The organism is Acidisoma sibiricum, assembly GCF_057837225.1.
Genome location: NZ_CM174445.1, coordinates 3,395,907 through 3,420,376, shown reverse-complemented (window position 1 = coordinate 3,420,376; position 24,470 = coordinate 3,395,907). Strand labels below are relative to the sequence as shown.

Here is a 24,470-nt window from a genome sequence, read left to right as displayed (position 1 = left end):
TAAAGGCAGTCGCGATGGGATGCAGCCAGACGACGGGTGCTTACGCGTCGCCCGGCACACCATAAGACGGGGCGGCGATCGGATTCAGGGCCCGTGTGACATAGGCGTCCATCTGCGGCTTGTAGATCCCCCAGATCCGGCCGAGTTCAGCGATCGGCGCGTCATGCCAGTCAACCCGCAGGTCCACGATCGGCCAGGACACCTCACCCACGATCTGCAGTCCGGCGGAATGGATTGGCCCGGCTTCGCCGCCGGCCAGCAGCCCTGCTGTCATGGCGGCGATGACACGGTCGCCCAGATCTGGCCCGGCGCTCGCCTCGAACGCGGTGACGATGGCCTGGGGCACGCCCGGATTGGCCAGAAGATTGCCGGCCGAGACCACATCGCGGCCCTGGGCCTCGGCATGCACGCCCAGCGTCCCGCTACCCGAAAACACCGCGGTGCGACCCTGGGCATCGATCATCGTCAGCTGGCGGTGCGCGATATGGGGCGTCGTCCCCACCAGAATATCCCGCGCCACGGTCGCTGTGGCGCCAAGCGCCATCAGGTCCAGCGCCTGGGGCCCCAGCCGCGGGTCGGTCACGTTTTGCGTGGTGGCGGCCCCTATGCCGGCGCGGGCATAGGCGCAGCGGGCGGCGACCGCGGGGGAGGAGGAAGCGACGGCGACCGCAAAGCGGCCTGTCCTCACGCAGCGGGCGGCGATGGAGAATGTCATATGTCATTCCTGCCTGCCTTGACCCTGGCGCGGCAAGCCCCTCATTTTCAGGCGCGTCTTTTCCAATGGGGGCCAGCATGAGCGGCGTCACACTCTCCAAACCCATCCGTCTCGTCATCAGCGATGTCGATGGCACTTTGGTCCGCAAAGACAAGAGCCTGCACCCGGAGACCATCCGTGCGGCGCAGGAGCTGAAGGACGCGGGCATCACACTTTGCCTGGTGTCCTCCCGTCCGCCGCGAGGCATGGAAATGTATCTGGAGCCGCTCGGCATCACCACGCCCCATGCCGGCTTCAATGGCGGCCAGATCGTCGCGGCCGACAACACGACGATCCTCGACGAGCTGGTCATTCCCGAAGCCGCCGCCGCCGAGGCGGTCGCGCATATGACTGAGGCCGGCCTCGATGTCTGGCTTTTCGCGGGCAGCGGCTGGTATGTGCGCAGCCCCCTCGGCCCCTATGTGGCGCATGAGGCGGAAGTCACGCAGAATACCTATACGATCGTGGATGACTTCACGCCCTATCTCGGCGAGACCATCAAGATCATGTCCTCATCGAAGGATTTTGATCTCGTCGGGCGGGTGGAAGCGGAATTGCAGGCATCCCTCGATGGTCGCGCATCGGTCAACCGGTCGTCCAACTACTATTGCGATGTCACTCATATCGCGGCGAACAAGGGCCATGCGGCGCTGGCGCTGGCCAAGATCGCGGGTGTCACGCCCGAGGAAATGGCCTGCCTGGGCGACATGAATGTCGATGTGCCGATGCTGCGCGTCGCCGGGCTCTCCATCGCCATGGGCAATGCGGCGGACAGCGTGAAGGCGGCCGCCATGGTGGTGACGGGCACGAATGACGATAGCGGCTGGGCGGATGCGGTTCGGCGCTATGTGCTGAACCGCTGACGCCCGCGCGGCCGCTCAGAACAGCAAAGCGAGATTGCCGGAGATGGCGCTGTTGGTGGCGCCATTGCCATATTGGCCGCCATAGCTGAGCGAAACGCCCGCGGCCTGCGAGATCTTCATACCCAGCCCGACGCCCACGGCAGCAGCATTGGTTGCGAGCGGCACGCCCGAGATGGCGAAGGGATTGCCGCTCAGCGCCAGATCCGTGCTGGGCGTGGCGGCCCCGATCAGGCGCTGCCAGCCGACGCTGCCGGAGAGCGTCATGCCGATACCTCTGACTGCGAAGGGTAGGGTGGCTTTGAGGCCGAGCGTGCCATAGCCGTTCGATTGCGTGGCGGAGTCACCCGAAAGGGCAGCCGCCGTGCTCCCGGCGGAGCCGGTGCCGGCGCTTTCGGTGAAGGAGGGCGTCTGCGCGCTGACAAAGGCGAGCTGGGCAAAGGGCGTCAGCGTCACACGCGGCAGCGGCACGGCGTAATCGGCCTCCGCCCAGCCCTGCGCGGTGCCTCCGCCCAGATCGGTCTGTGTCGCGCCGGCAAAGCCTGGAAAGGTGACTGTACGGCTGACGGTGAGATTGCTGAATGTATAGGCCGCACCAAGGCTGAGGGAGAACGGCCCGAGGCGCTGGGCGCCATAAAGGGCAATCACCGCCTCATTGCCGGTCGCCGAGGCGGCATTGCCATTGGTGTTGAAATTGCTCTGGTCATAGCCCACGGCGAAGCCCGCGCGGCGGCCGCCCGGCAGCGGCAGATCCGCGCCCAGCAGGTAGCCCGCCTGGGTCTGGTTGACGGCTGTGGCATTGCCCTGGCTCGCATTGTTGCCGGTGGCGCCGAGCGCCTGCTGCCAGAAGGTGATGTGGTGACCGGTGCCACCGTCCGCGGTTGCGGGGCCTGCACCTGTTGCACGGTCATCATCGCTCTGATCCAGGCGGCTTTGAATCGTACTGCGCACGGCGATGGATTGCGCCTGCAGCACCGTGCGGTCGGACGCGTAGATGTCACCCGAGAGGGACGCGAGAGCGGCAGGCGCGGTCGTATAATTCAGCAGCGATATGGACTGCAGAAGAGAGGCGCTGAGCGGCAGCGCGTCGACCGCGCGGCCCGCGGCCATTTCATTATCCGTCTGGCCGGCGCCGGCGAGGCTTGCACCCCGGCCGACGACGAGATTCACGTCCGTGCCCGCATAAGTCAGGCTGGTGCCAAGAAAGGGCGTGTTGCTGCCGGCAAAGGGATTTGTCACGTCAGCGAACTGCCCGCTGATACCCTGGGCCGCCTGCAGAATGGAATAAGTACCGAAGCCGGGGACATAGTCTGAGCCGAGATTGACGGAGACGGTGCCCCCGGTCAGCGTCACTGTGCCGGTCGTCAGAATGCGGCCGGTGCTGCCGCCCGCACCGAGCTGCAGGATGTAGGTCGAACCCGGCAGGACGGTGACGGGGCCGGCGGCCTGGATGATGGCACCGGTGCCCTTGCTGCTCGTCGTTGGGGCGATGCGTCCGCCAATCGTCATTCCCGAAAGGTAGCGGCCCTGGCCGAGGATCGTGCCCGTGGCCGTTTCCGTGACCAGGCCTGAAATGCTGCCGACATTCACCAGCAAACCGCTGTCACTGACGGTGCCAACCAGCGCGCCGCGATTGGTGACGCTGCCGCTATTGATGACGGTGCCGGCAATCGTGCCGCTATTGGTAACGCTGCCGCTATTGGTGACGGCGCCGTCGAGCAGGCCGCCATTGGTGAAGCTACCGCTATTGGTGACGGTGCCGTCGAGCAGGCTGCTATTGGTAAAGCTACCGCTATTGGTGACGGCGCCGGCCAGCGCGCCGCTATTGGTGACGCTGCCGCTATTGGTGACGGCGCCGTTGATCAACCCGCTATTGGTGATGCTGCCGCTATTGGTGGCAGCGCCGTCGAGCAAGCCGCTATTGGTAAAACTGCCGCTATTGGTCAGGGCGCCGACGAGCGAGCCGCCATTGGCAAAGCTGCTGCTATTGGTCACGGTGCCGGTCAGCGTGCCGCTATTGGTGAAGTCGCCAGTATTGGTGACGGCGCCGGTCAGTGTGCCGCTATTGGCAAAGCTTCCGCTATTGGACAGGTCGCCGAGCAGGAGGCCGCTATTGCTGGCCGTGCCCGCGTTGGAGAGCGGCGTATTGACCTCCACGAAGGTGCCGGCATTGGCCAGGCTATTGCCGCTGGCGACGGAATAGCCGCCATTGCTGACGAATTCGGCGCCCTTCGCAATCGTCAGATTGCCGCCGAGCGTACCGGTGAGGGCAAGCGTGCCGCCCGCAACCGTGGTGCCACCCGTGTAACTGTCATTGCCGGCCAGAACCAGCGTGCCGCTGCCCTGCAAAGAGAAGCTGCCGGCGCCACCGATATCATTGCTCCAGATGTCGAAGGCGTTGAACCCGCCGAGCGCGCTGTTGAGGGTGATGGATACGGGGCCGGTGAAGGCGCCATAGCCGCTGGCGGCGGCATAGAGATTGAGCCGGTCCCAGCCCGCATAGGCGCCGGTCACATCGAAGACGCTGCCTGAGGGAATCTCAGTTGAAGCCAATACCGCATTCAGCTGCGACTGGTTCAGATAGGGAAAGCGGCTCTGGATCAGGACATAGGCATCCTGTGGCACGACGGGGGCCAGACCGGTCGGGGTCACATTCGGCAAGCCATAGGTCAGGTAAAAGGTGTAGGCGGCAAGATTGGCTTCGTAGGTTGCGGCACTCGGAATGACGTTATTGGCCACGCAGCCGACAATATTGCTGGCGCAGGCGGCATAGGGCGATTGCTGGCTGGAGGTGAAGCCCGCGCTGCTGAGTTCACTGGCAAGCTCGGCGCTGAGCGCAGAGAGGTTGTCGCTGTTGAAAACGGCGTTGCCGGTTGCGTAGTATGGGTTGTTGCCTGCCAGAGACTCGGCCACGGCATAGGTCGCGATGATGCGTCCGGCAATCGTATCCGTCGGGTAATGGACGCCGAAGATATTGCGGCTGAGTGCGAACTGCACCCCTTCGTTGACGAGCTGCTGGTAATAGCCAGGCGCCAGGATCGCCAGCATGATGCCATCGACATTGCCGGCTATCGAGTGGCCGCTGGGGAATGCCGGAGAGTCTTCGTATTCAGTCCAATCCTGGCTAACATTTTGCTGCTGGGTATTATAGGCGAAGATGGACGTATCGAGAGCAGTCCAGGCCTGTCCACCGATGATGCTCGAAGTCTCGAAGGGGCGCGGTTCGCCATTATACTCGGAAGGGTTATTATAGTAACTTGCGCTGGAATACTGAGTGTCCTGGTAAGTTGATGCGTAGCCAAATGCGTTCAAATAAATATTGTCGTAGTTGTAATAGCTTTTGAGTTCCTCTCCGGCACCGAGGCCTCTGATCGTATTCAGGGCGCTTTCAAGTGGCGAAGTGGTGTTCAGAATCTCGTTGCCGTCGTAGAGCCCGGTTACGCCGCCGCTTATTTGCCCGCCTGTCGTCGTATAGTAGAATGAGGTGTTGGTCGGAAAAGCCCCTACCAGGACATTGGCCGCAGTATTGTCAAAGTTGCCGCTGCCGTAGCTATATAAGGCGTTCTCGGCGGCTATAATGCGCTGCTGGGGCGTTGCGTTCTGATAGATGTTCTGGTCCACAATCAGATCTTGCGCCAGGAAATTGATGCCAGCAGGTGTTGAAAGAAGGCTCGCGAAATTATTGAGCAGATTGGTTTCTTGAACGCAGCTTTCCACATCCGCCGCACTGCCGCCGTTTGACGCGCAGGATTGGGCCCGGGCCAGATGCCCGGTGCCGATCAGGGCGAGAGAGCCGAGCGCAAGGCTCCATCCAAGCCGGCTAAAGAGCCTCGCCATAGACAATCCTCTCTATCGCATCGATGTCTGTATCACCGATAGCTTTGGATCGATGCAGTATCAATAGCGACAGCGAAAGATTTAATTTACGATCTCAAAACAATATATCGTTTTGACAATCATTCTTCTAAAGAGCGTACGATATGTGACAGAAAGACATCGCCGGCCGCAAGTTCCGCTCGGGTGATGAACTCATCGGGCTTATGGGCGCGGTCGATGGAACCGGGGCCGCAGACGATGGTGGGCAGGCCGAGGATATCGCGGAACAATCCGGCCTCGGTGCCGAAATCAAGTTTTGTGTAATCGGTCGAGGCGCCGGCGGCGGCGGCCAGCGCGGCGGCGGGTGAGGTTTCCAATTCTGCGAGGCCCGGATAGGCGTTCGTCACCGTGACCGTGATCTCCCCTCCGCGCGCCGCCGCAATCTCCGCCGCGCGGGCGCGCAGGCGGGTCAACAGAAGCTCAACATCCTCGCCGGCCGGGAAGCGGATCTCGAAAGCCAGGCTCGTCTCCGCGGGCACAATATTGAGCGCGGTTCCGCCCTGGATGGTGCCCACCTGCGCCGTGCCATGCGGCACCGCATAGGACGCGTCCCGCAGCCCTTCCGCCGCCAGCCATGCCGCCAGTGCCTCAATCTCTCGCACCATTGCGGCGGCCAGGCCGATAGCATTGATACCGAGGCCAGGATTGGCGGAATGGGCGGCCTTTCCCCGGCAGGTGACCCGCGCGGCCACCTTGCCCTTGTGACCGGTGGCAATGGCAAGGCCGGTCGGCTCACCCACGATGCAGGCGCGGGCCTGGAAGCCCTCGGCCGCCAGCGCCTGCAGCATCGGCCGCACCCCGACGCAGCCGATTTCCTCGTCATGCGACATGGCGAGATAGAGGGGGCGGCGCAATGGCCGCCGGCTGGCACTGGCCGCCGCGGTCACCATGCCGGCCAAAAAACCTTTCATATCCACGGACCCGCGTCCGTAAAGGCAGCCGTCACGCTCCGTCAGGCGAAAGGGATCGGATGTCCAGGCCTGGCCAGCAACGGGCACGACATCCGCATGCGCCGACAGAACCACGCCGTCCGGTCCCTTCGGGCCAATTGTTGCCCAAAGGTTGATCCGGTTCGCATCGGTTCCGGGCATAACGCGCACATCGGCGCCGACCTCCCTCAGGCGCTGCTGCAGCCAGTGCATAAGGTCCAGGTTTGGGCCGCCGGTCACGGTCGGGAATCCGACGATTGCGTTCAGGGTTTCGGTCGTATCCATCATAACCTGCCTATCGCATGCCCAAGCCACCCGCCGGCCATAGCCAGGATGGCAATGATGTCCTTAAGTTGGAACGGTTCTTGCGTGGAGCCTGCCATGAGATTCGATAAGACATTCGCGCCCGCCGATGGTGGCTCCGGCGCGCCCGCCATCCCGAGCGCTGAGAGCGTGACGCCGTTGCGGCCCAAGCGCCGCCGCGGCTTCGTCGATCGTGCGCTGACCCCGCGCGCCCCGATTTCGTCGCGCGCGACGCTGATCGCGGGTCTGGTCGTCTGGGCCATCGTCATCGGCATCTGGTCGCTGCTGACCTATGGCGGCGTGATGCCGGATATTTTCCTGCCGTCGCCGACCGCGGTGATCGAACGCGGCATCCTGATGGTGTCCGACGGCACGATCTGGCCGAATATGTGGTCTTCGATCGAAGTCATCCTGCTCGGCTTCGCGATTTCCTCGGTCATCGCGGTGCCGCTCGGCCTGCTCATGGGCACTTTCCGCATCGTCCAGGCAGCGCTGGAGCCGATGGTCAATTTCATCCGCTACCTGCCGGTCACGGCCTTCGTGCCGCTGTTTATCCTCTGGATCGGCCTCGGCCTGTCACAGCGCGTCGCCATCATCATCTTCGGCACCTTCTTCCAGCAGCTGGTGATGATCATGGATGGCGTGCGGGCGGTGCCGGAAGACATGCTCAACGCCTCCTATACGCTGGGCTCCTCCCGCCGGGACGTGCTGACCCATGTCATTCTGCCGGCCGCCAAGCCCGGTATCATCGACACCCTGCGCATCACCATGGGCTGGGCCTGGACCTATCTGGTGGTCGCCGAACTCGTCGCCGCTGACAGCGGGCTGGGCTATATGAGCATGCAGGCGATGCGCGGCTTTCAGGTCGACAAGATCTTCCTGGCCATTGGCATTATCGGCATTCTGGGCCTGATCACCGACAGTTTCTTCCGGCTCTTGCGTGCCAAGACGGCAGGGTGGGCGGCATGAGCGCGGTCATGAGCACGCCCGCAACGCAGATGATCGGCGCCCCCCTGCTCGAAGCCCGGTCGGTGGAACTGCGCTACAATAGCGGCGACAGTTCGGTGCTCGCGCTGGACCGCGTGTCCTTTGAAGTGCGGGAAAAGGAGTTCGCGGTCATTGTCGGCCCCTCGGGCTGCGGCAAGTCCAGCCTGCTCTATCTGGCCGCCGGTCTTCTGGAATCGACGGGCGGCGAGATCATCGTCGGTGGCGAACATGTCGATGGCCCCGGCCGCGACCGCGGCATGGTCTTCCAGGCCTATACGCTGTTCCCCTGGCTCACGGTCGCCGAGAATGTCGAATTCGGCCTCAAGCGCCGCGGCCTGCCGGCGGCCGAACGGCGCGAGATTGTCAGCTACTATCTCAATGAAGTGGGATTGTCGCAATTCGCGAAACATTATCCGAAACAGCTATCGGGTGGCATGAAGCAGCGTGTGGCGATAGCGCGCAGCCTGGCGAATGACCCGAAGATCCTGCTCATGGATGAGCCTTTCGGCGCGCTCGACAGCCAGACCCGCGCGACGATGCAGAAGCTGCTGCTGCGCGTCTGGGACCACAGCCACAAAACCGTGCTTTTCGTGACGCATGACATCGATGAGGCCATCATCCTGGGTGACCGCGTCCATGTGATGACGGCCCGTCCGGGCCGCATGAAGGCGACGGTCGATATCGACATTCCCCGCCCGCGTTCGCTCGACATGATGCTCGATCCCGAATTCATCGCCATCAAGCGCCAGATTCTCGGTCTGCTGCATGATGAGATCGACGAAGATCATTGAGCGGGAAGGCTGGCACCGAGAGCATGACCCGCGATCCACGCTACGATATTCTGTTCCAGCCCGTGCAGATCGGGCCGGTGACAGCGAAGAATCGCTTCTTCCAGGTGCCGCATTGCAACGGCATGGGATACCGCGACCCGTCGGCGCTCGCCACCATGCGCGCGATCAAGGCGGAAGGCGGCTGGGGCGTCGTCTGCACGGAACAGGCAGAGATCCATCCAAGTGCGGAAATCTGCCCCTTTATCGAGCTGCGCATCTGGGACGATCAGGACCTGCCGGCGCTGGCCCGCATGTCCGCATCGGTGCATGAATATGGCGCGCTGGCGGGCTTGCAGCTTTGCCATAACGGGATGAATGCCCCGAACCTCTATTCGCGCGAAATTCCCATGGGGCCGGCGCATCTGCCAGTGGCCAGCGTCTTCAATGACCCCGTGCAGGCGCGCGCGATGGACCGGCAGGACATCGCCAATCTCAGGCGCTGGCACCGGGAAGCGGCGGTCCGCGCCAAGCGCGCCGATTACGACGTGGTCTATGTCTATGCCGGCAAGATGTTCGGCGGGCCGATGTTCTTCCTCTCCCGCCGCTACAACACCCGCACCGACGAATATGGCGGCAGTCTGGAAAACCGCGCGCGCCTGCTGCGCGAGCTGATTTCGGACGTTCGTGACGTGGTGGGAGATCGTTGCGCGGTCGCCTGCCGCATTTCGGTCGATGAGCTGATCGGCACCGAAGGCTTTCATGCTGCCGAGGCGCGTGACCTCATCGCCCATATGGGCGAGCTGCCGGATCTGTGGGATCTGACGCTGTCGAGCTGGGACAATGACAGCCAGACCTCGCGCTTCGCGGAAGAGGGCTATCAGGAACCCTATATCACCGGCATCAAGCAGTTGACGACGAAACCTGTCGTCGGTGTCGGCCGCTTCACCTCGCCCGATACCATGGTGCGCATGGTCCGCCAGGGGCTGATGGATTTCATCGGCGCCGCCCGGCCTTCGATCGCCGATCCCTTTCTGCCGAAGAAGATCGAGGAAGGCCGCATCGAGGATATTCGCGAATGCATCGGCTGCAACATCTGCGTCGCGGGCGATCACACGGCCTCCATTATCCGCTGCACGCAGAACCCGTCGATGGGCGAGGAATGGCGGCGCGGCTGGCACCCGGAACGTATCCGGCCGCGCGCTTCGGATGACAACGTGCTGGTCGTGGGGTCAGGTCCTGCCGGGCTCGAAGCCGCGATGATGCTCGGCCGCCGTGGCTATGAGGTCGCACTCGCCGAACGCGGCACCACGCTTGGCGGACGTGTCGCGCGGGAGCGGTTGTTGCCCGGTCTATCCGCCTGGGGACGGGTCGTCGATTACCGCCTCGGACAGATCACGACCATGCCGAATGTGACGATCTATCGCGACAGTGACCTGACGGCCGAGGATATTCTGAGCATGGGCTTCGCGCATGTCGCGGTCGCCACCGGATCGCGCTGGCGGCGGGATACCGTTTCCCGCCATGTCGTGACACCGATGCCGATTGCCGCCGCGGCCGATGTGCTGACACCGGACGACCTGATGGCCGGGCTGCGGCCCACCGGCCGCTCAGTGCTGATTTACGATGACGACCACTATGTCATGGCCAATGTTCTGGCCGAGCTTCTGGTCAGCGAAGGCTATAGCGTGACCTATGTGACGCCCGTGGCCGAAGTCGCGACCTGGACGCGCAATACAATGGAGCAGCATCGCATTCAGGCGCGGCTGATCGAACTGGGCGTCACCATTCAACCGCATCGTGTGCTGGCCGCCGTCGATAGGGATGGTGTGACGCTCACCTGCACCTTCACCGGGCGGCAGGAGAGGCGATCCGCCGAGAGCGTGCTGCTGGTCACCGCCCGGCTGCCCGACACCGATCTCTATGACGCGGTGACAGCGCGCCGGGACGAGTGGCAGGCGGCTGGCCTGCGCAGCGTGACCCTCATTGGTGATGCGCTGGCACCCGGTACGATTGCCGCCGCGACCTGGAGCGGCCGCCGCTATGCCGAGGAGCTGGATATGCCAGTGTCCTCCGACCCTGTGCCCTTCCGCAGGGAAGTCGCGGCACTTCTTCCGTTCGACGTTCGTCAGATTGTCGACGCAACGCTGCCCCAAGCCTGAACGCAGATGCAAGGAGAGACGACTGAGATGAAAACCTTCAATTGGCGCCGCTGTGCCGGTGCTGCCCTCGGCCTCGTTATGGCCGCCGCCGCGACCGTCGGCGTGGCGAAGCCCGCCGAAGCCGGCAAGCTGACCCTGTCCATGACTGTCTGGGTGGGCTACGGCCCGATATTTCTGGCCCGCGACATGGGCTATTTCAAGAAGCGCGGGCTCGACGTTGACCTGAAGATCGTGAGCGATTCCTCGCTGTCCATGGGCGCGATGGCGGCCGGCCAGATCCAGGGCACGGCAGTGACGCTGGACGAAATCCTGAAATACCGCTCCCCCGAATTCTGCTTCAAATCCGTGATGGCGCTGGATGACAGCCATGGTGCGGATGGCATGGTGGCGGGCAAGACCGTCACCAGCATCGCGGAGCTGAAGGGCAAGAAGATCGCGCTGAATGAAGGGTCCACCAGCCAGTTCTGGTTCAACTACCTTCTGGCCAAGCAGGGCATGACGCAGAGCGACTTCAAGGTCGTCAATATGACGGCCGATGATGCCGCCGCCGCCTTCATCGCCGGCCGCGTGCCGGCAGCCGTGACCTGGGAGCCGAACCTCTCCTTCGTCAAGGAGCATGACAAGGGCAAGGTCCTGATCAGCTCCGCGGCAACCCCGGGCGTTATTCTGGATGTGCTCGCCGTGCGCTGCGACACCATCAAGAACGACCCGCAGGATGTGCAGGCACTGGTGGACGGCATTCTTGAAGCCGTTGACTATACCAACGCCCATCCGAAGGACGCCTATACCGATATGGCGAAAAGCGTCGGCGGCTATCTCTCCAACCCGGCTGATTTCGCGTCCGCCGCCGCTGGCGTGAATTTCTATACCGCCGCCCAGAACAAGAGCTATTTCGGCACCGTCGCCAACCCTGGCGAGGCGAATGATGTGATCAAGCTCGGCCTGCAGATCTGGGGCAAGCTGTCCACGATCAAAATGCCGATCACCTATCCTGACGTTATCGATCCGACCTTCATCGACAAGTAAGCAGCGCGCGGTCAGACCCAAGCAAAACGCGCCGGGGATTGCTCCCCGGCGCGTTTTTCATGTTCAGGCGGTATCAGTCTGGTCGCGTGACGGGTGATCAGCCCTTGGCGCGGTTGCGGAAGCTGCGGGGGCCATCGCTTTTGACGAAGCCCGGCTTCTTACGCGCAGCGAAATCCGGCCGGTCGCCGTCACGGCGCGGCGGACGGCTGCTGCGGTTGAAGTCACCGCGCGGACGCGGGCTTTCCTGCGTCGGCGGGCCATCGGCACGTTCGATGCGGATCTCGTTATCGCCCGCTTCGCCGACCGAGGAGACGAAGCTGTCAACGGCCGCCGCGGCGATCTGGAAGCGCGTCTCGTGATCGGTGATGCGGATTGCGCCTACTTCACGCTTGCTGACGCCGCCAAGACGGCAGATCAGCGGCAGCAGCCACTTCGGATCGGCCTTTTTGCTGCGGCCGACGCTGGTGCGGAACCACACCATCGGCTCGCCGTCATTCTCGTAGAAATTCGGACGCGGACCCTGGTCGGGCCCCGGCGCAGCGCCGCGGTCATTGCTGCGCTCGAAGCGGTCGCGCCGTTCGGCATAGTCGCGCGGGGCACGTTCGCGCGGGCCACTGGCGGCACGCGCCTCCTCAAAGCCGGGGCGGGCGCCTTCGATATCAGCCGGGGCGGGCAGGGACTGGCGGCGCACGCGGATAAAGGCGGCCGCCATGGCTTCCGCGCCGTAGCGCTCGGCCATCTGATAGGCCAGCGCGGCATCCTCCTGGGAGGCCGGTTCGGCGATGATCGCGTCATTCAGGAGACGCTGCTGGTCCTGCTCGCGGATCTCCGCGGCCGAGGGTGCCGTGCTCCAGCGGGCGGTGATGCCGGCCGAGCTGATCAGCATTTCGGCCCGGCGGCGGCGGGAATGCGCCACCATCAGCACGCAGATGCCCTTGCGGCCGGCGCGGCCGGTGCGGCCGGAACGGTGCAGCAGCGTTTCCTTGTTCGTCGGCAGGTCGGCATGGATAACAAGGCCGAGTTCCGGCAGATCGAGTCCACGGGCGGCGACGTCGGTCGCGACGCAGACGCGGGCGCGGCCGTCACGCACGGATTGCAGCGCGTTATTGCGCTCCTGCTGCGACAGATCGCCCGACAGGGCGACAGCCGAGAAGCCGCGGGCGTTCAGGGCATCGGCCATGGTGCGCACACCGTCACGCCGGGCGCAGAAAATGATGGCCGGGCTGTCGATCAGGCGCAGCGTATTCACCGTTGCCGCTTCGACCTGGGACGGGTCGATTTTCATGGCGCGGTATTCGATATCGGCATGCGGCTGGCTGCGATCGACGGTGTCGATGCGCAGCGCATCCTTCTGGAACTTCCGGGCCAGCATCGCGATGTCACGGGCAATGGTGGCAGAGAACAGAAGAGTACGCCGCTCGGCCGGGGCGGCATCGAGGATGAATTCCAGCTCCTCGCGGAAGCCGAGATCAAGCATCTCATCCGCTTCGTCGAGCACAACCACACGTAATTGTGAGGGATCGAGCTGCCGGCGCTCCAGATGATCCTTCAGGCGGCCGGGGGTGCCGACCACAATATGGGCGCCCCGCGAGAGCGCACGGGCTTCCGTGCGTGCATCCATGCCCCCGACGCAGACCACAATCCGGGCGCGCGCCTCAGCATAGAGCCAAGTCAGCTCGGTATGGACCTGCTGGGCCAGTTCGCGCGTCGGCGCGATGATCAGGGCCAGCGGCGGGCCGGCGGGCGGCAGCTGCTCGGCACCTGCGAAAAGGGTCTCGGCGAAGGCCAGGCCATAGGCGACCGTCTTGCCGGAACCGGTTTGGGCGGAGACCAGCAGGTCCCGCCCCGGTTCAGCTGTCAGAATAGCAGCCTGGACGGAAGTCGGTTCGGAATAGCCGCGCGCCTCGAGGGCCTGCGCCAGAGTGGCGTGGGGGGTCGGAAAGGGCATATTGGTTTCGGGAATCCACCAGCGAAAGAAGCGCGTCATAGACCAAAGGGTCGGCGTTTCGCGACCTTTTCCGTGACAGGGGAGGCGTGCGTCAGGCACTGCCTTGTTTTTGTCACATCGATGAGGGCCTGCTGGCCCCGCGTCTGGGGTTAACGGGGGGTTGGCGCTCTCGGCCCAAAAGGATTACGAGAATGACCATGTTCCAGCTCTGGCTCTGTCCGCGCGAGTGCATCTCCTGATGTCTGCCTCGTCCGTATCCGATTCTGTTCAGCCTGCCGCCCCGGTTCCGGCTGTCGATGTCTCTCATCTGTCCTTCGAGGAGGCTTTGGCCGAACTCGAAAAAATCGTGCGCGGCCTGGAGACCGGACAGCAGAAGCTGGAGGAAGCCATCGCCGCTTTTGAGCGCGGCAGTCAGTTGCGGCGCCATTGCGAAGCAAAGCTGGCTGAGGCTGAAACGCGAATCCAGGCCATTGTGGAACGGGCGGACGGCAGCCTTGCCACGCGGCCCGTTGAATGAACGACTCTGAACAAAATGGAATTGGGATGCAGGTAGTCGGAAGCGAGCACACGGCGAAGCTCGCCGAGGTCATGAAGAAGCGGGCGCAGGAGGTCGAGCATGCGCTGGACGTCCTGCTGCCGCTGCCCGAAGGCCCGGAAAAGCGCCTGATTGAGGCGATGCGCTATGCTGTGCTCGGTGGTGGCAAGCGCCTGCGCGGCTTTCTGGTGATGGAAGTCGCGAGCCTGTTTTCAGTCGCCCCGGCCTGTGCTGCACGAGTCGCTGCGTCCGTCGAGATGCTGCATGCCTATTCCCTGGTGCATGACGACCTGCCGGCCATGGACGACGATGATCTGCGCCGTGGCCAGCCCTCCTGCCATAAGGCTTTCGACGAGGCGACCGCCATTCTGGCCGGTGACGCCCTGCTCACGCGGGCCTTTGAGGTGCTGGTCGATGTCGACACCCATTCCGATTCGCAGGCCCGCTGCGAACTGGTCGCGGCCCTGGGCGCCGCTTCCGGCGCGCGCGGCATGGTCGGCGGCCAGATGATCGACATGCTGTCGGAAGGACAGACGCTGTCGGGCGCGGAAGTCACCAGGCTGCAGGCGCTCAAGACCGGGCGGCTGATCCAATATAGTGCCGAGGCCGGCGCCATTCTGGGGCGCGCGCCGTCGCATCAGCGCCACCTGATTGCGGCATTCGGCCGCGATCTCGGCGCCGCTTTCCAGATTGCCGACGATATTCTCGATGCCGAGGGTACGGAGGAGGAGATCGGCAAGACCGTGGGCAAGGATGCCGCTGCGCATAAAGCGACCATGGTCTCTATCATGGGGCTGGAGCAGGCGCGGGCCCATGCCAATATGTTGGCCGACCAGGCTGCGGGCTATCTCTCCAGCTTCGGAGAGAAGGCCGCTCATCTGGTTGCCCTCACCGAGTTTGTGGTTTCGAGACGGAGCTGATTGCCCATGCCCCCGCACACACCGCTCCTCGACCGCGTCACCTATCCGGCCGATCTGCGCAATTTTTCAGCGGAACAACTGGCCCAGGTCGCAGAGGAATTGCGGGCGGAGGTGGTCGATACCGTCTCCGTCACCGGCGGTCATCTGGGTTCCGCCCTTGGCGTCATCGAACTGACGGTCGCGATCCACGCTGTCTTCGATACGCCGCGTGACCGGCTGATCTGGGATGTCGGCCATCAGGCCTATCCGCACAAAACCCTGACCGGCCGCCGCGACCGCATCCGCACCCTGCGCCAGCCGGGTGGGCTTTCCGGCTTCACCCGCCGGTCCGAGAGCGAATACGATCCCTTCGGCGCTGCCCATTCCTCGACCTCCATCTCAGCAGGTCTCGGCATGGCGGTCGCCCGCGATCTCAAGGGCGAAAACCCCGACCAGCAGATCATCTGCGTCATCGGCGACGGCTCGATGAGCGCCGGCATGGCCTATGAGGCGATGAACAATGCCGGGTCGATGAAAAGCCGCCTCATCGTCATCCTGAATGACAACGATATGTCGATCGCGCCGCCGGTGGGGGCGATGAGCGCCTATCTGTCGCGGCTGATCTCCTCGCGCTCCTTCCTCAGCCTGCGCGATCTGGCGGCCAAGATGGCGAAGCGCTTCCCGCGCTCCATCGAGCGCACGGCCAAGCGCGCGGAGGAATACGCCCGCGGCATCCTGACCGGCGGCACGCTGTTCGAGGAACTGGGCTTCTATTACGTCGGTCCCATCGACGGCCATAATATGGACCATCTGCTGCCCGTGCTGCGCAATCTGCGCGACCACGAGGAAGGCGGCCCGGTTCTGCTGCATGTCGTGACGCAAAAGGGCAAGGGCTATGCCCCAGCCGAGGCGAGCGCCGACAAATACCACGGTGTCACCCGCTTCAATGTCGTGACCGGCGAGCAGGGCAAGGCGCCCCCGGGGCCGCCGAGCTATACCAAGGTCTTCGCCAACGCGCTGATCGCAGAGGCCGAGGTCGATCCCCGCATCGTGGCGGTGACGGCGGCTATGCCTTCCGGCACCGGGCTCGACAGTTTCGCCAAGAAATTCCCCGAGCGGACCTTCGATGTCGGCATTGCCGAGCAGCACGCCGTAACCTTCGCCGCAGGCATGGCGACGGAAGGCATCAAGCCCTTCGTCGCGATCTATTCGACCTTCCTGCAGCGCGGCTACGATCAGGTGGTGCATGACGTCGCCATCCAAAGCCTGCCGGTGCGCTTCGCGATGGACCGTGCGGGCATGGTCGGCGCTGACGGCCATACCCATGCCGGCGTCTATGACCTGTGCTTCATGGGCTGCCTGCCCGGCATGGTGGTGATGGCGCCATCGGACGAGCAGGAACTGATGGACGTGGTCGCGACCGCCGCCGCCATCGACGACCGGCCCAGCGCCTTCCGCTATCCACGGGGCGAGGGTTTCGGCCTGGAATTGCCGGCACGCGGCAAGGTGCTGGAACTCGGCCGCGGCCGCGTGATGCGCGAAGGCAGCAAGATCGCTGTTCTGGCCCTCGGCCCGCGCCTCTATGAGGCGCTCAAGGCGGCCGACGAACTGGCGGCGCGCGGGCTCAGCACGACCGTCGCCGATGCACGCTTCATGAAGCCGCTGGATACCGATCTTATCCGCCAGCTGGCAAAGCATCATGAAGTCATCATCACCATCGAGGACAATGTCTCTGGCGGCTTCGGGTCCGCCGTGCTGCATTACATGGCCGTTTCCGGCCTTTTGGATGGTGGAGTGAAGGTGCGTCCCATGGTGATTCCCGATCGTTTGATTGACCACAACACCCCGGCTGCCCAGTCCATCGAGGCCGGTCTGACCGCCAAGGACATCGTGGCGACGGCGCTCACGGCGCTCGGTGTGGCCGATGCCTCCGGGTCCGCGGTGCGCGCCTGATGTCTGCGACCGCCGCCTTGGACAAGGCTCGTCAGTTCCGCAATGCGCTCGGTTCCTTCGCGACCGGCGTCACCATCATCACCACGCAGTCAGCCGACGGCACCGATGTCGGTGTCACGGCCAATAGCTTCAACTCGGTCTCGCTCGATCCGCCGATGATCCTGTGGAGCATCGGCAAGAACTCCTCCAGCCTGGCTGCCTTCATGGCGGCGGAGAATTTCGCCGTGCATATCCTGGCGACCGATCAGGAGCATCTCTCCGGTCAATTCGCCAAATCGGGCACCGACAAGTTCGCGGGCGTCGCGATCGAGCGCGGCCATGCCGGCGTTCCCCTGCTGAAGGGCTGTGCCGCGCGTTTCCAGTGCCGCACGGCGTTTCGGCATGAGGCCGGCGATCACTATATCCTGGTCGGTGAAGTGGATGATTTCGATCATGACGGCCACGCGCCATTGGCCTTCCATGGCGGGCGCTACGGCATTTTTCTGCGCAACGATGCGCCAGTGCAGCCGCCGGCCGAGGAGGCTCTGCTGTCGGAACTGCTGGTCCGGGCCGAAGACGGTCTCATTCGCCAGATCGAAACGGAGCTGAGCGAGGCCGAGATTTCGCTCGCGGAATTCGAGGTGCTGCGCAGCGTCTCCGACAGCGCGATGAGCGTCGAGGAGCTGGAGGAACTGGCCGGTCCCGGACAGGACACGGCAATCCTGGTGCTGGTCGAGGACCTGGCCGAACGCGGTCTGGTTCTGGCGCCCAAGGATGGCGCCATTTCGCTGACCGCAGACGGCGCGGCAGCGCTGAAAAGCGTCACGGCGGAGATTGGCGGCATTGAACAGTCGGCGCTCGACGCCCTCTCGCCGCTCGAAGCAGCGCTGTTCCGCCGCTTCCTGAATAAGATCGTCCATAGTTTCGAGGACGAAGCCGAAGGCTGAGCCTTCAGTGCGCGGGCCTTGGCCCGCGCTTTCATTACCCGATCGACACAGGTGACCATGACGCCCGCAATTGCGGGCGTCATGCTGTTCAATCCGCCGTTAGATGCAGGTTCAGCGCCGCCTGCGCCGCGCGCAGATTGCTGGATGTGAAGGCGGAGACCGGCACCGGAGCGGCAGGTGCGGCCGTCAGGGTCACCGTCTTTGGGTTGGCCAGGAAGTTCGCGATCTGCTGCCCGGCATCGGCCTGATCCGGCACCAGGGTCGCGGCAAAGAAGGCCGCAGCCGCACGGGCGCCGTCCGTCATCTCGGCCGGTGTCTTGCCGGACTGTTTGGCCAGCATCGCGATGATGCGCTGCACCAGGCTCTCATTGCTGAAACTGACGCGGAACGCGCCGATTTTCGTCTGACCCAAAGCTGCCATGACATCGCCATCCGCGCCAAGGCCGTGCGGCAAGTTGGTGAAGTCCCCACTCAGGCTCAGGCTGCCGAGGTCCTGGGCGGCAAGCGTGGATGACGCGATGTGGCTGTCGCCGGTGGTGGGGTTGTAGCTGCCTGTCTCGGCGGCCGAAAGCACCAGCGGGTCTATGTCCAGAGGCTGCAGCAATTCATGCAATTCCGGTGTCGCGCTTGCCGGAACGCTCAGGCCGTTCATGGTCATCTCCGTCTGGACGCTGCTGCCGTAAGAGACGCTGTCCTTCAGATCCTTCAGCTGGACGGTGCCGCCGGTCGGCAAGGACAGTTCAAGACCGGCGATATTGAGGCCCGAGAGCTTCACGCCGCCGTTTTGGGCGGTAGCCAGCAGCGTATCCAGCGAAGCGTCCGGGGGGGCATGCAGCAGGGCGGTTGTCACCAATCCATTAAGTTCGACATGCTCGAGGCTGGCGGCCGCCTTGCCATTCTCCTGAACCGCCACATGGCCGAGCGTGAACCGGCCGAGGGCGCCGTCCGTATAGCCGGTGAGCGCCATGTGGCCGATCGTGACGGTCGTCGCCGTCTGAGCGTTTTGCAGGCCGACCACCCCTGGATTGACAATACCCCCAGCTTCCGCCGGATCATCCGTCGTGACGGTTGCGGTCGTGCGGTTGTCCTGCACGCTCAGGTTGAGCAGTGTCGCATTGCCAATACCAATGGCTTGCGCCGCGTCCCGTGCGAAGGCCTCGGTCTTTACGGTCTCCGGGGTTGGCGCCGAGGCGAAGGGGCGGCCGGTCAGACCGTCGATCGTCAGATGGTCAAACTGGCTGACGCCACGCTCGCCTTTGGCGACAAGGTTGGCGATTTCCAAATGCCCGAGCAGCGGGCGCGGTGTGGCCCAGGAAGGCGCGTCCGGGGTATAGCGCGCCGGATTGAAAACGCGGTCCAGCGCGTCGAGATCGATGGCGGCTGCTGCCGCGCTTTCGATCGTATTGCCGCGGCGATCAGCATAGTGGCTGAAGCTCATGTCGCGCAGTTGTCCGCTCATATAATTCGACAGCGACAGGGCGACGATGCTGGTGCCCTGGTCGTCGCTGATGGTGTCGGCCTGGACGGTGCCGAAGGCGATGGGCGTGCCGTCCTCAGGTGCGGTCAGCCAGCGCGGCGTGCCGGCGGGTACGGGCTCTCCGGGGGCAAGGATCGCCATATCCTTCGCCGCGATAGTGCCGATTTTGACATGATGGGTGCCACGCCAGACATCGATGCCGACCAGGGTCACCGTCCCCGTATGATAGGGATTCTGGGTCGAACCATCGCCGGAGAGATGATGCAGCACCAGGTCCCGGATCGCGAGCTGCGGCTGGCCGGCGCGCTGCACGGTGAAGCCTGAGAGACGCAGCGTCTGCGTGAACAGGTTGTAGCCGAGGCTGTCATAATGGCCCGTCGCGCCGGCGGGCAGAGCCGCCAGCGTCTCATCCACGCGCAGGCGCGCCTGGCGCTCTGCCCAAAGCTGGGCGCCCCCAGCCGCGACCGCGACCAGGACAATCAGGGACGGGATCGCAATGCGTGCTTTTTTGAACGGCACTGTCTTTTCGCTCCTGCGGTCTGGGTTCCTCTTCTCCATTGGCGGCGCCATGCGCGCAAGAGGCGGGACCCGCAAATGCATGGCACCGCGGACCGGTGTGCAGCCGCGGATAGGGCGGTGCCAGTGGCAGATGCGGGGCCGGAAAGTGCCCGTTTGCGGCTGAAACGCCCCTTGGCGCCAGCGGCCTGGACCTGTTTAGTAAATCCTATCCGAGCAGGAGCGAGAGATGGCGGGACGGGTCGCAGAGGCATTGCCGCAGCAGGGAGGCGTGCCGCGTCTGACGATACTCGCGGGTGCCGTCGGCAATATTCTGGAATGGTATGATTTTGGGGCCTACGGCTTTTTTGCAGCCACGTTCGGGCGCAATTTCTTTCCCAATTCAGATCATATCGTCTCCCTTCTGTCGGCCTTCAGCGTCTTCGCGGCAGCCTTCTTCATGCGCCCGCTGGGCGGCATCGTCTTCGGGCATATCGCAGACCGGTTCGGCCGTGGGCGCGCGCTGACGCTGTCATCCATCATGATGGCGGCGGCAACTTTCCTAATCGGCTGCCTGCCGACCTATGCGAGCTTAGGCCTGGCGGCGCCGCTGCTGCTCATTCTTCTGCGCTTGCTACAGGGCCTGTCGGTGGGCGGCGAATACTCCGCCTCCATCACCTTCCTCGCGGAATCCAGTAAGCCGCAGCGGCGCGGCCTGGTCAGCAGCCTGGCCGCGATGGGGGGCACGCTCGGCACGCTGCTCGGCTCCTGTATGGGGATGGCGATCACCCTCATCCTGCCCGCTGACGCGGTGGTGGCCTGGGGCTGGCGGCTGCCGTTTCTGTTTGGCATCGTGCTGGGCGGCTTCGTGTTCTGGCTGCGGCGGCTGCAGCTGACGGAGCCGCAAGCGCGGCCGGCGCGTGCCGCGTTTCCCTTGCTCGCCGCGTTTCGCGCCGATTGGCGGGCGATGCTGCGCGGATTTCTGCTCAGCGGTGCCTTGCTCGCGTATTTCTACATTCTCTTCGTCTATTTCGTGACCTTTGCCAGCGAGGTGGACGGGCTGGCCGGCTTCGGCATTTTCACGATCAACACGACCTCCCTGTTCGTCTGCGTGCTTCTGGTGCCGCTGTTCGGTCATCTGTCGGACCGCATCGGCCGCCGCATCATGATCATCCTGGGTTTCAGCGGCCTCGTTTTATTGACCTGGCCGCTGTTCCGGTTGTTCTCCAGCCATCATGTCGAGCTGAAAGTATTGGCGGGGCAGGTGGGGCTTGCGGCTTTGCTGATGATCGTGGGCGCACCACTGCCCGCGGTCCTGGCTGAGAGCATGGGACGCACGGCGCGATGCTCGGCCGTCGCCGTCAGTTACAATCTGGGCGCGGCATTGGGGGGCGGTCTCTCACCGCTCGTCGCCGCGGCGCTGGTTAATCCCCATGACCGTCACCCGATGGCGCCCGCGCTGTATCTGATCGTGTGGGCGGCGCTTGCTTTGCTGGCGGCGCTGACCTTGCCGCGGCGCCAGGTTGTGGATCTGCCGGCTTAAGGCGCGGTGTGGAGCGCGCTCTGCAGGAAAGGCACCAGCAATGCCTGCAGGCCGAGCGCCATGATCTGCACGCCGATCGAAAGCAGCAGCAGCGCCACCAGCCGCTTCACGGCGCGGGAGCCAGCGGGGCCCAGTGCGCGCCCGATGAGACCGGCCGAGCGGAACAGCAGGACGATGATGGCGCAGACGATCAGCGCCGCAAGCGACGCGCCCGCGAGATACGGAAGTTGCAGCCCCGGTGGCGTTGCCGCGCCGAGGGTGATGGCGACCGAAATGGCGCCCGGGCCCACGACCAGCGGCATGGTGATGGGAAAAAAGGCGAAGTCGGCGGCTGAGGGGCGCAGGGAAGGAGACTCATCTTCCCCTGGCGCCTGCTCTTCTTCGGAGAACAGCAATCGCCAGCCATTGGCCGCGACGACCAGCCCGCCACCGACTTTCAGCGCGGGCAGGGTGACGCCGAAGAAATGCAGTACTGGCGAACCCGCCCATAGGGCGGCGAGCAGGAAGATCGCCGCGTAAAGGCCGACACGGATGGCAATGACGCGCCGCTCGGGGATGCTGCGGTCTGCTGTCATCTGGCTGAAAATGACCGAGTTGCCGATCGGATCGGTGATCGAAAACAGCGCCGGAAAGCCGAGCAGCAGGCCCTGTGGCAGGGTCGAAAAGGCGCCGAGGGATGAGATGAATGCCATGCCCGTCGCCTCTCAGCCCTTGGCCGCCGCGATCATCGGCAGCAGCAGCGCCTCGACACCGGCGGCTACAATCTGCACGCCGATACAAAGCAGCAGTAGCGCGAACAGCCTCGTGATGGCGCGCGTGCCGGTGCGGCCAAAGACGGGCGCTGTGCGATCGGCGAAGCTGAAGATGATCCAGATCGTCACTGCCATGAGGATGGCAGACGCGCTCAGCGCCAGAAGATAAGGCAGCGGACTGCCATTCGTCGGACGGTTCGCGCTGAGCGTTATGCAGACCGAGATGGTGCCCGGTCCGATCGTGAACGGGATGCTGACGGGAAAGAAGGCGATGTCGTTGACGTTCTCGGCCGCGACCGTGCGGCCGTCCTGCCGCACCTGGGTCTGTTTCTCGGCTTCGCGCTGTTCCGGGGCATGCAGCAGGCGCCAGGCACCGACGGCGATGATCAATCCTCCCGCCACCTGCAGCGCGCCGAGCGAGATGCCGAAGAAATTGAGCACATAGGAGCTGACCCAGAGCGAGAAGAGCAGCAGAGCGAGGGAATAGAGGCCGACTCGCCGGGCCAGCCGCATCCGCTCGGCATGCGTTCGGTCAGCCGTGATCTGCCCGAAGATGATGGCATTGACGAGAGGATTGACGATCGCGAAGAGCGCCGAAAAGGCGAGCAGGACGGTGTGATAAAAATCCGCCGCGGCGAGAGGCAGGACGATGGATGGCATCCGGTCTCCCATTCGTTTTTACACGGTATTATCAAGGACAGGTCGGGCGGCGCGGTCAAGGTAACGCATTGATCCAGCTTCGCGTATAAACGTACTGACACGGGAAGGGCCGTTCAATGCTTGCAGGCTTTGCGCAATTTCTGTGCCTGATGCCCACGAGCCTGGCCGTGCTGATCGCCGTGGTCGGGTCGGCGGCGCTCGCTATCGGCGCGCTGTTGCTGATCCATGCCGTGATCCCGCATCGTCTGCGCAGCCAGCATAATGACCTGGCAGGTTTCGTACTCGCGATCGTCGGCGTCATCTATGCTGTGCTGCTGGCCTTCATCGCGGTCGCCGTTTGGGAGAGTTACGCGGAGGTCGGCAATCTGGTGCAGACGGAAGCCAATATGGTGGACGATCTGTATCGCGACACCATCAGCCTGCCGCCTGAGCTTGCCCTGCATCTGCGCAAGGACCTGTTCGACTACACCGAAACGGTCGTGCAGAAGGAATGGCCGCATATGGAAGCGGCGATGCCGTCACATCTCAAAGGCTGGCGCATTCTGGATGATTTTCATCTCGCACTGGTTGCCTACGCGCCGGGCGACGGACCTGGCCTCGCGGCGCAAAGCACGATGCTGAATACGCTGACGAAGCTTTATGACGTGCGGCGCGGACGCTTTCATGCAGCCCAGGACGATCTGCCCGCCGTGGTCTGGTGGAACCTCACCATCGGTGCCGGCATTCTCATCGGTTTCAGCTGTTTATTCGGGGCGGTGCGGCTGGTGATGCACGCTGCCATGGTCGGGTTGCTCGGCGCCTCCATCGGCCTCGTGCTCATCGTCATCGTGCTGCTCGACAATCCCTTCCTCGGCTCCAGCCATGTCTCGGTCGAGCCCTTCCAGGCGCTGACTATGGCAGTGGAGACGATGGATTATCCCAAGCCGGGGAAGTGAGAGCGCTTTCGAGCGATACCGCGAGGCTTCAGGTCGTCATGGCATCCAAGCCTAGAAAGGCCATCAGTGCGCGGCTGACGGAGGACAGTGTGGCGTCATCCAGCTTTCCGACGGCTTGGCCGATCTTCTCCCTGGGAACCGATACGGCCTTGTCGATCATGATCTGAGATGTGCAGCGCAGCCCGTTTTCAGCCGAGGGTTCCACGGTCAAGCGGGTCAAAGGTGCGGCGACCAGATCGCTCGAAAGCCGCAGCACGGTGATGGATGGCAAGGCGCTAAAGGCATTCGCCTGAATCACAAGCGCGGGCGTGGTTTGCCATAGTCGCCGCCGACCGCGATCGTCACCAGATCACCGCGTGCGGCGCTCGTCATTCGTGCCAAAACCGCTCGTCCTCAAGCTCGGTGTCGATCTCACGCATGACGGCATGATCGTCCCGCGCAGGGTCGCGTGCCGCGGCGGCAATCAGCAGCGATTGCCGCCGGGCCTCAGTCTCGAAGGCGCGCCGTTCCCGTTGTTTTACATAGGCCCGCATGAAATCCCGGACGACCTGCGCGGCGGGCCGGTCTTCCGCCTCAGCCGCGGCCGTGAAGGCAGCCTTCAACGCTGGGTCTATCCGCAGGTTGAAGCTGGTATCCTTTGGATTCTGGCTAGTGCGAGACATGAAAGCATCCGTAACTGCTTT

At 64.0% G+C, this 24,470-nt stretch carries 20 protein-coding genes; 11 read left to right on the top strand and 9 right to left on the bottom strand.

All coding sequences use genetic code 11. The annotated features are described in order from the left end of the window. Positions 1–40: 40 nt before the first annotated feature. Positions 41–715 carry a DUF1028 domain-containing protein gene (locus tag AC3G7M_RS16270; protein WP_489213172.1) on the bottom strand — a complete coding sequence of 225 codons (675 nt, stop codon included), beginning with the start codon at positions 713–715 and terminating at the stop codon, positions 41–43. A gap of 77 nt (positions 716–792) precedes the next feature. Between AC3G7M_RS16270 and AC3G7M_RS16265 the strand changes: the two genes are divergently transcribed. Next, positions 793–1,617 carry a Cof-type HAD-IIB family hydrolase gene (locus AC3G7M_RS16265; protein WP_489213171.1) on the top strand — a complete coding sequence of 275 codons (825 nt, stop codon included), beginning with the start codon at positions 793–795 and terminating at the stop codon, positions 1,615–1,617. Between the two features lie 15 nt (positions 1,618–1,632). Here AC3G7M_RS16265 and AC3G7M_RS16260 read toward each other — a convergent pair whose 3' ends face one another. Then, positions 1,633–5,451: an autotransporter domain-containing protein gene (locus AC3G7M_RS16260; protein ID WP_489213170.1), complete on the bottom strand. Its 3,819-nt coding sequence runs from the start codon at positions 5,449–5,451 to the stop codon at positions 1,633–1,635. Between the two features lie 119 nt (positions 5,452–5,570). Continuing rightward, complete coding sequence (gene argE, locus AC3G7M_RS16255; protein ID WP_489213169.1) at positions 5,571–6,707, bottom strand: acetylornithine deacetylase; 1,137 nt, start codon at positions 6,705–6,707, stop codon at positions 5,571–5,573. Between the two features lie 93 nt (positions 6,708–6,800). Between argE and AC3G7M_RS16250 the strand changes: the two genes are divergently transcribed. Genes AC3G7M_RS16250 through AC3G7M_RS16235 form a run of 4 tightly spaced genes read left to right on the top strand, consistent with a single transcriptional unit; the run spans position 6,801 to position 11,664 of the window. Next, entirely contained in the window at positions 6,801–7,691 is an 891-nt protein-coding gene (locus AC3G7M_RS16250; protein ID WP_489213168.1) for an ABC transporter permease, read from the top strand. 8 nt (positions 7,692–7,699) lie between these two features. Further along, positions 7,700–8,500 (top strand): ABC transporter ATP-binding protein, encoded by an 801-nt coding sequence (locus AC3G7M_RS16245; protein ID WP_489213167.1) that lies wholly within the window; start codon positions 7,700–7,702, stop codon positions 8,498–8,500. Between the two features lie 23 nt (positions 8,501–8,523). After that, the gene (locus tag AC3G7M_RS16240; RefSeq protein WP_489213166.1) at positions 8,524–10,638 is read left to right on the top strand and encodes an oxidoreductase; all 2,115 of its coding nucleotides are present in this window, start codon (positions 8,524–8,526) and stop codon (positions 10,636–10,638) included. Positions 10,639–10,665: 27 nt separating this feature from the next. Continuing rightward, on the top strand, positions 10,666–11,664 hold the full coding sequence (locus AC3G7M_RS16235) for an ABC transporter substrate-binding protein (RefSeq protein WP_489213165.1): 999 nt from the start codon (positions 10,666–10,668) through the stop codon (positions 11,662–11,664). Positions 11,665–11,761: 97 nt separating this feature from the next. Here AC3G7M_RS16235 and AC3G7M_RS16230 read toward each other — a convergent pair whose 3' ends face one another. Then, on the bottom strand, positions 11,762–13,612 hold the full coding sequence (locus tag AC3G7M_RS16230; RefSeq protein ID WP_489216079.1) for a DEAD/DEAH box helicase: 1,851 nt from the start codon (positions 13,610–13,612) through the stop codon (positions 11,762–11,764). A 238-nt stretch (positions 13,613–13,850) separates the two neighbouring features. Here AC3G7M_RS16230 and AC3G7M_RS16225 point away from each other — a divergent pair, with 238 nt between their 5' ends. From AC3G7M_RS16225 to AC3G7M_RS16210, 4 genes are read left to right on the top strand one after another with little or no spacing between them, the layout of a single operon-like run. Continuing rightward, entirely contained in the window at positions 13,851–14,129 is a 279-nt protein-coding gene (locus tag AC3G7M_RS16225; protein ID WP_489213164.1) for an exodeoxyribonuclease VII small subunit, read from the top strand. Between the two features lie 26 nt (positions 14,130–14,155). Next, entirely contained in the window at positions 14,156–15,067 is a 912-nt protein-coding gene (locus AC3G7M_RS16220) for a polyprenyl synthetase family protein (RefSeq protein WP_489213163.1), read from the top strand. 6 nt (positions 15,068–15,073) lie between these two features. Next, on the top strand, positions 15,074–16,999 hold the full coding sequence (dxs, locus tag AC3G7M_RS16215) for a 1-deoxy-D-xylulose-5-phosphate synthase (protein WP_489213162.1): 1,926 nt from the start codon (positions 15,074–15,076) through the stop codon (positions 16,997–16,999). Then, complete coding sequence (locus AC3G7M_RS16210; protein ID WP_489213161.1) at positions 16,999–17,925, top strand: flavin reductase; 927 nt, start codon at positions 16,999–17,001, stop codon at positions 17,923–17,925. The genes dxs and AC3G7M_RS16210 overlap by 1 nt, the downstream gene beginning before the upstream one ends. 88 nt (positions 17,926–18,013) lie before the next feature. On the opposite strand, the gene AC3G7M_RS16205 is transcribed toward AC3G7M_RS16210, so the two are convergent. Beyond that, positions 18,014–19,921 carry a hypothetical protein gene (locus AC3G7M_RS16205; protein ID WP_489213160.1) on the bottom strand — a complete coding sequence of 636 codons (1,908 nt, stop codon included), beginning with the start codon at positions 19,919–19,921 and terminating at the stop codon, positions 18,014–18,016. Positions 19,922–20,147: 226 nt separating this feature from the next. Here AC3G7M_RS16205 and AC3G7M_RS16200 point away from each other — a divergent pair, with 226 nt between their 5' ends. Continuing rightward, the gene (locus AC3G7M_RS16200) at positions 20,148–21,440 is read left to right on the top strand and encodes an MFS transporter (RefSeq protein ID WP_489213159.1); all 1,293 of its coding nucleotides are present in this window, start codon (positions 20,148–20,150) and stop codon (positions 21,438–21,440) included. Here the strand turns inward: AC3G7M_RS16200 and AC3G7M_RS16195 are convergent. Both AC3G7M_RS16195 and AC3G7M_RS16190 read right to left on the bottom strand, forming a co-directional pair. After that, complete coding sequence (locus AC3G7M_RS16195) at positions 21,437–22,132, bottom strand: MarC family protein (RefSeq protein WP_489213158.1); 696 nt, start codon at positions 22,130–22,132, stop codon at positions 21,437–21,439. The two genes, AC3G7M_RS16200 and AC3G7M_RS16195, sit on opposite strands and share 4 nt — an antisense overlap. A 12-nt stretch (positions 22,133–22,144) precedes the next feature. Beyond that, positions 22,145–22,852 carry a MarC family protein gene (locus AC3G7M_RS16190; protein ID WP_489213157.1) on the bottom strand — a complete coding sequence of 236 codons (708 nt, stop codon included), beginning with the start codon at positions 22,850–22,852 and terminating at the stop codon, positions 22,145–22,147. A gap of 116 nt (positions 22,853–22,968) precedes the next feature. Between AC3G7M_RS16190 and AC3G7M_RS16185 the strand changes: the two genes are divergently transcribed. Then, on the top strand, positions 22,969–23,787 hold the full coding sequence (locus AC3G7M_RS16185; protein ID WP_489213156.1) for a bestrophin-like domain: 819 nt from the start codon (positions 22,969–22,971) through the stop codon (positions 23,785–23,787). A 28-nt stretch (positions 23,788–23,815) separates the two neighbouring features. On the opposite strand, the gene AC3G7M_RS16180 is transcribed toward AC3G7M_RS16185, so the two are convergent. Continuing rightward, on the bottom strand, positions 23,816–24,058 hold the full coding sequence (locus tag AC3G7M_RS16180; protein ID WP_489213155.1) for a type II toxin-antitoxin system PemK/MazF family toxin: 243 nt from the start codon (positions 24,056–24,058) through the stop codon (positions 23,816–23,818). A 97-nt stretch (positions 24,059–24,155) separates the two neighbouring features. Then, on the bottom strand, positions 24,156–24,449 hold the full coding sequence (locus AC3G7M_RS16175) for a hypothetical protein (RefSeq protein WP_489213154.1): 294 nt from the start codon (positions 24,447–24,449) through the stop codon (positions 24,156–24,158). Positions 24,450–24,470: the final 21 nt, after the last annotated feature.

What these genes read in the sequence shown, in the direction of transcription:
- argE (WP_489213169.1), bottom strand. Translation starts at nt 6,707, where the DNA reads ATGATGGATACGACCGAAACCCTGAACGCAATCGTCGGATTCCCGACC.
- AC3G7M_RS16185 (WP_489213156.1), top strand. Translation starts at nt 22,969, where the DNA reads ATGCTTGCAGGCTTTGCGCAATTTCTGTGCCTGATGCCCACGAGCCTG.
- AC3G7M_RS16190 (WP_489213157.1), bottom strand. Translation starts at nt 22,852, where the DNA reads ATGCCATCCATCGTCCTGCCTCTCGCCGCGGCGGATTTTTATCACACC.
- AC3G7M_RS16195 (WP_489213158.1), bottom strand. Translation starts at nt 22,132, where the DNA reads ATGGCATTCATCTCATCCCTCGGCGCCTTTTCGACCCTGCCACAGGGC.
- AC3G7M_RS16250 (WP_489213168.1), top strand. Translation starts at nt 6,801, where the DNA reads ATGAGATTCGATAAGACATTCGCGCCCGCCGATGGTGGCTCCGGCGCG.
- AC3G7M_RS16210 (WP_489213161.1), top strand. Translation starts at nt 16,999, where the DNA reads ATGTCTGCGACCGCCGCCTTGGACAAGGCTCGTCAGTTCCGCAATGCG.
- AC3G7M_RS16175 (WP_489213154.1), bottom strand. Translation starts at nt 24,449, where the DNA reads ATGTCTCGCACTAGCCAGAATCCAAAGGATACCAGCTTCAACCTGCGG.
- AC3G7M_RS16220 (WP_489213163.1), top strand. Translation starts at nt 14,156, where the DNA reads ATGCAGGTAGTCGGAAGCGAGCACACGGCGAAGCTCGCCGAGGTCATG.
- AC3G7M_RS16225 (WP_489213164.1), top strand. Translation starts at nt 13,851, where the DNA reads ATGTCTGCCTCGTCCGTATCCGATTCTGTTCAGCCTGCCGCCCCGGTT.
- AC3G7M_RS16230 (WP_489216079.1), bottom strand. Translation starts at nt 13,612, where the DNA reads ATGCCCTTTCCGACCCCCCACGCCACTCTGGCGCAGGCCCTCGAGGCG.
- AC3G7M_RS16235 (WP_489213165.1), top strand. Translation starts at nt 10,666, where the DNA reads ATGAAAACCTTCAATTGGCGCCGCTGTGCCGGTGCTGCCCTCGGCCTC.
- AC3G7M_RS16240 (WP_489213166.1), top strand. Translation starts at nt 8,524, where the DNA reads ATGACCCGCGATCCACGCTACGATATTCTGTTCCAGCCCGTGCAGATC.
- AC3G7M_RS16270 (WP_489213172.1), bottom strand. Translation starts at nt 715, where the DNA reads ATGACATTCTCCATCGCCGCCCGCTGCGTGAGGACAGGCCGCTTTGCG.
- dxs (WP_489213162.1), top strand. Translation starts at nt 15,074, where the DNA reads ATGCCCCCGCACACACCGCTCCTCGACCGCGTCACCTATCCGGCCGAT.
- AC3G7M_RS16265 (WP_489213171.1), top strand. Translation starts at nt 793, where the DNA reads ATGAGCGGCGTCACACTCTCCAAACCCATCCGTCTCGTCATCAGCGAT.
- AC3G7M_RS16260 (WP_489213170.1), bottom strand. Translation starts at nt 5,451, where the DNA reads ATGGCGAGGCTCTTTAGCCGGCTTGGATGGAGCCTTGCGCTCGGCTCT.
- AC3G7M_RS16200 (WP_489213159.1), top strand. Translation starts at nt 20,148, where the DNA reads ATGGCGGGACGGGTCGCAGAGGCATTGCCGCAGCAGGGAGGCGTGCCG.
- AC3G7M_RS16245 (WP_489213167.1), top strand. Translation starts at nt 7,700, where the DNA reads ATGAGCACGCCCGCAACGCAGATGATCGGCGCCCCCCTGCTCGAAGCC.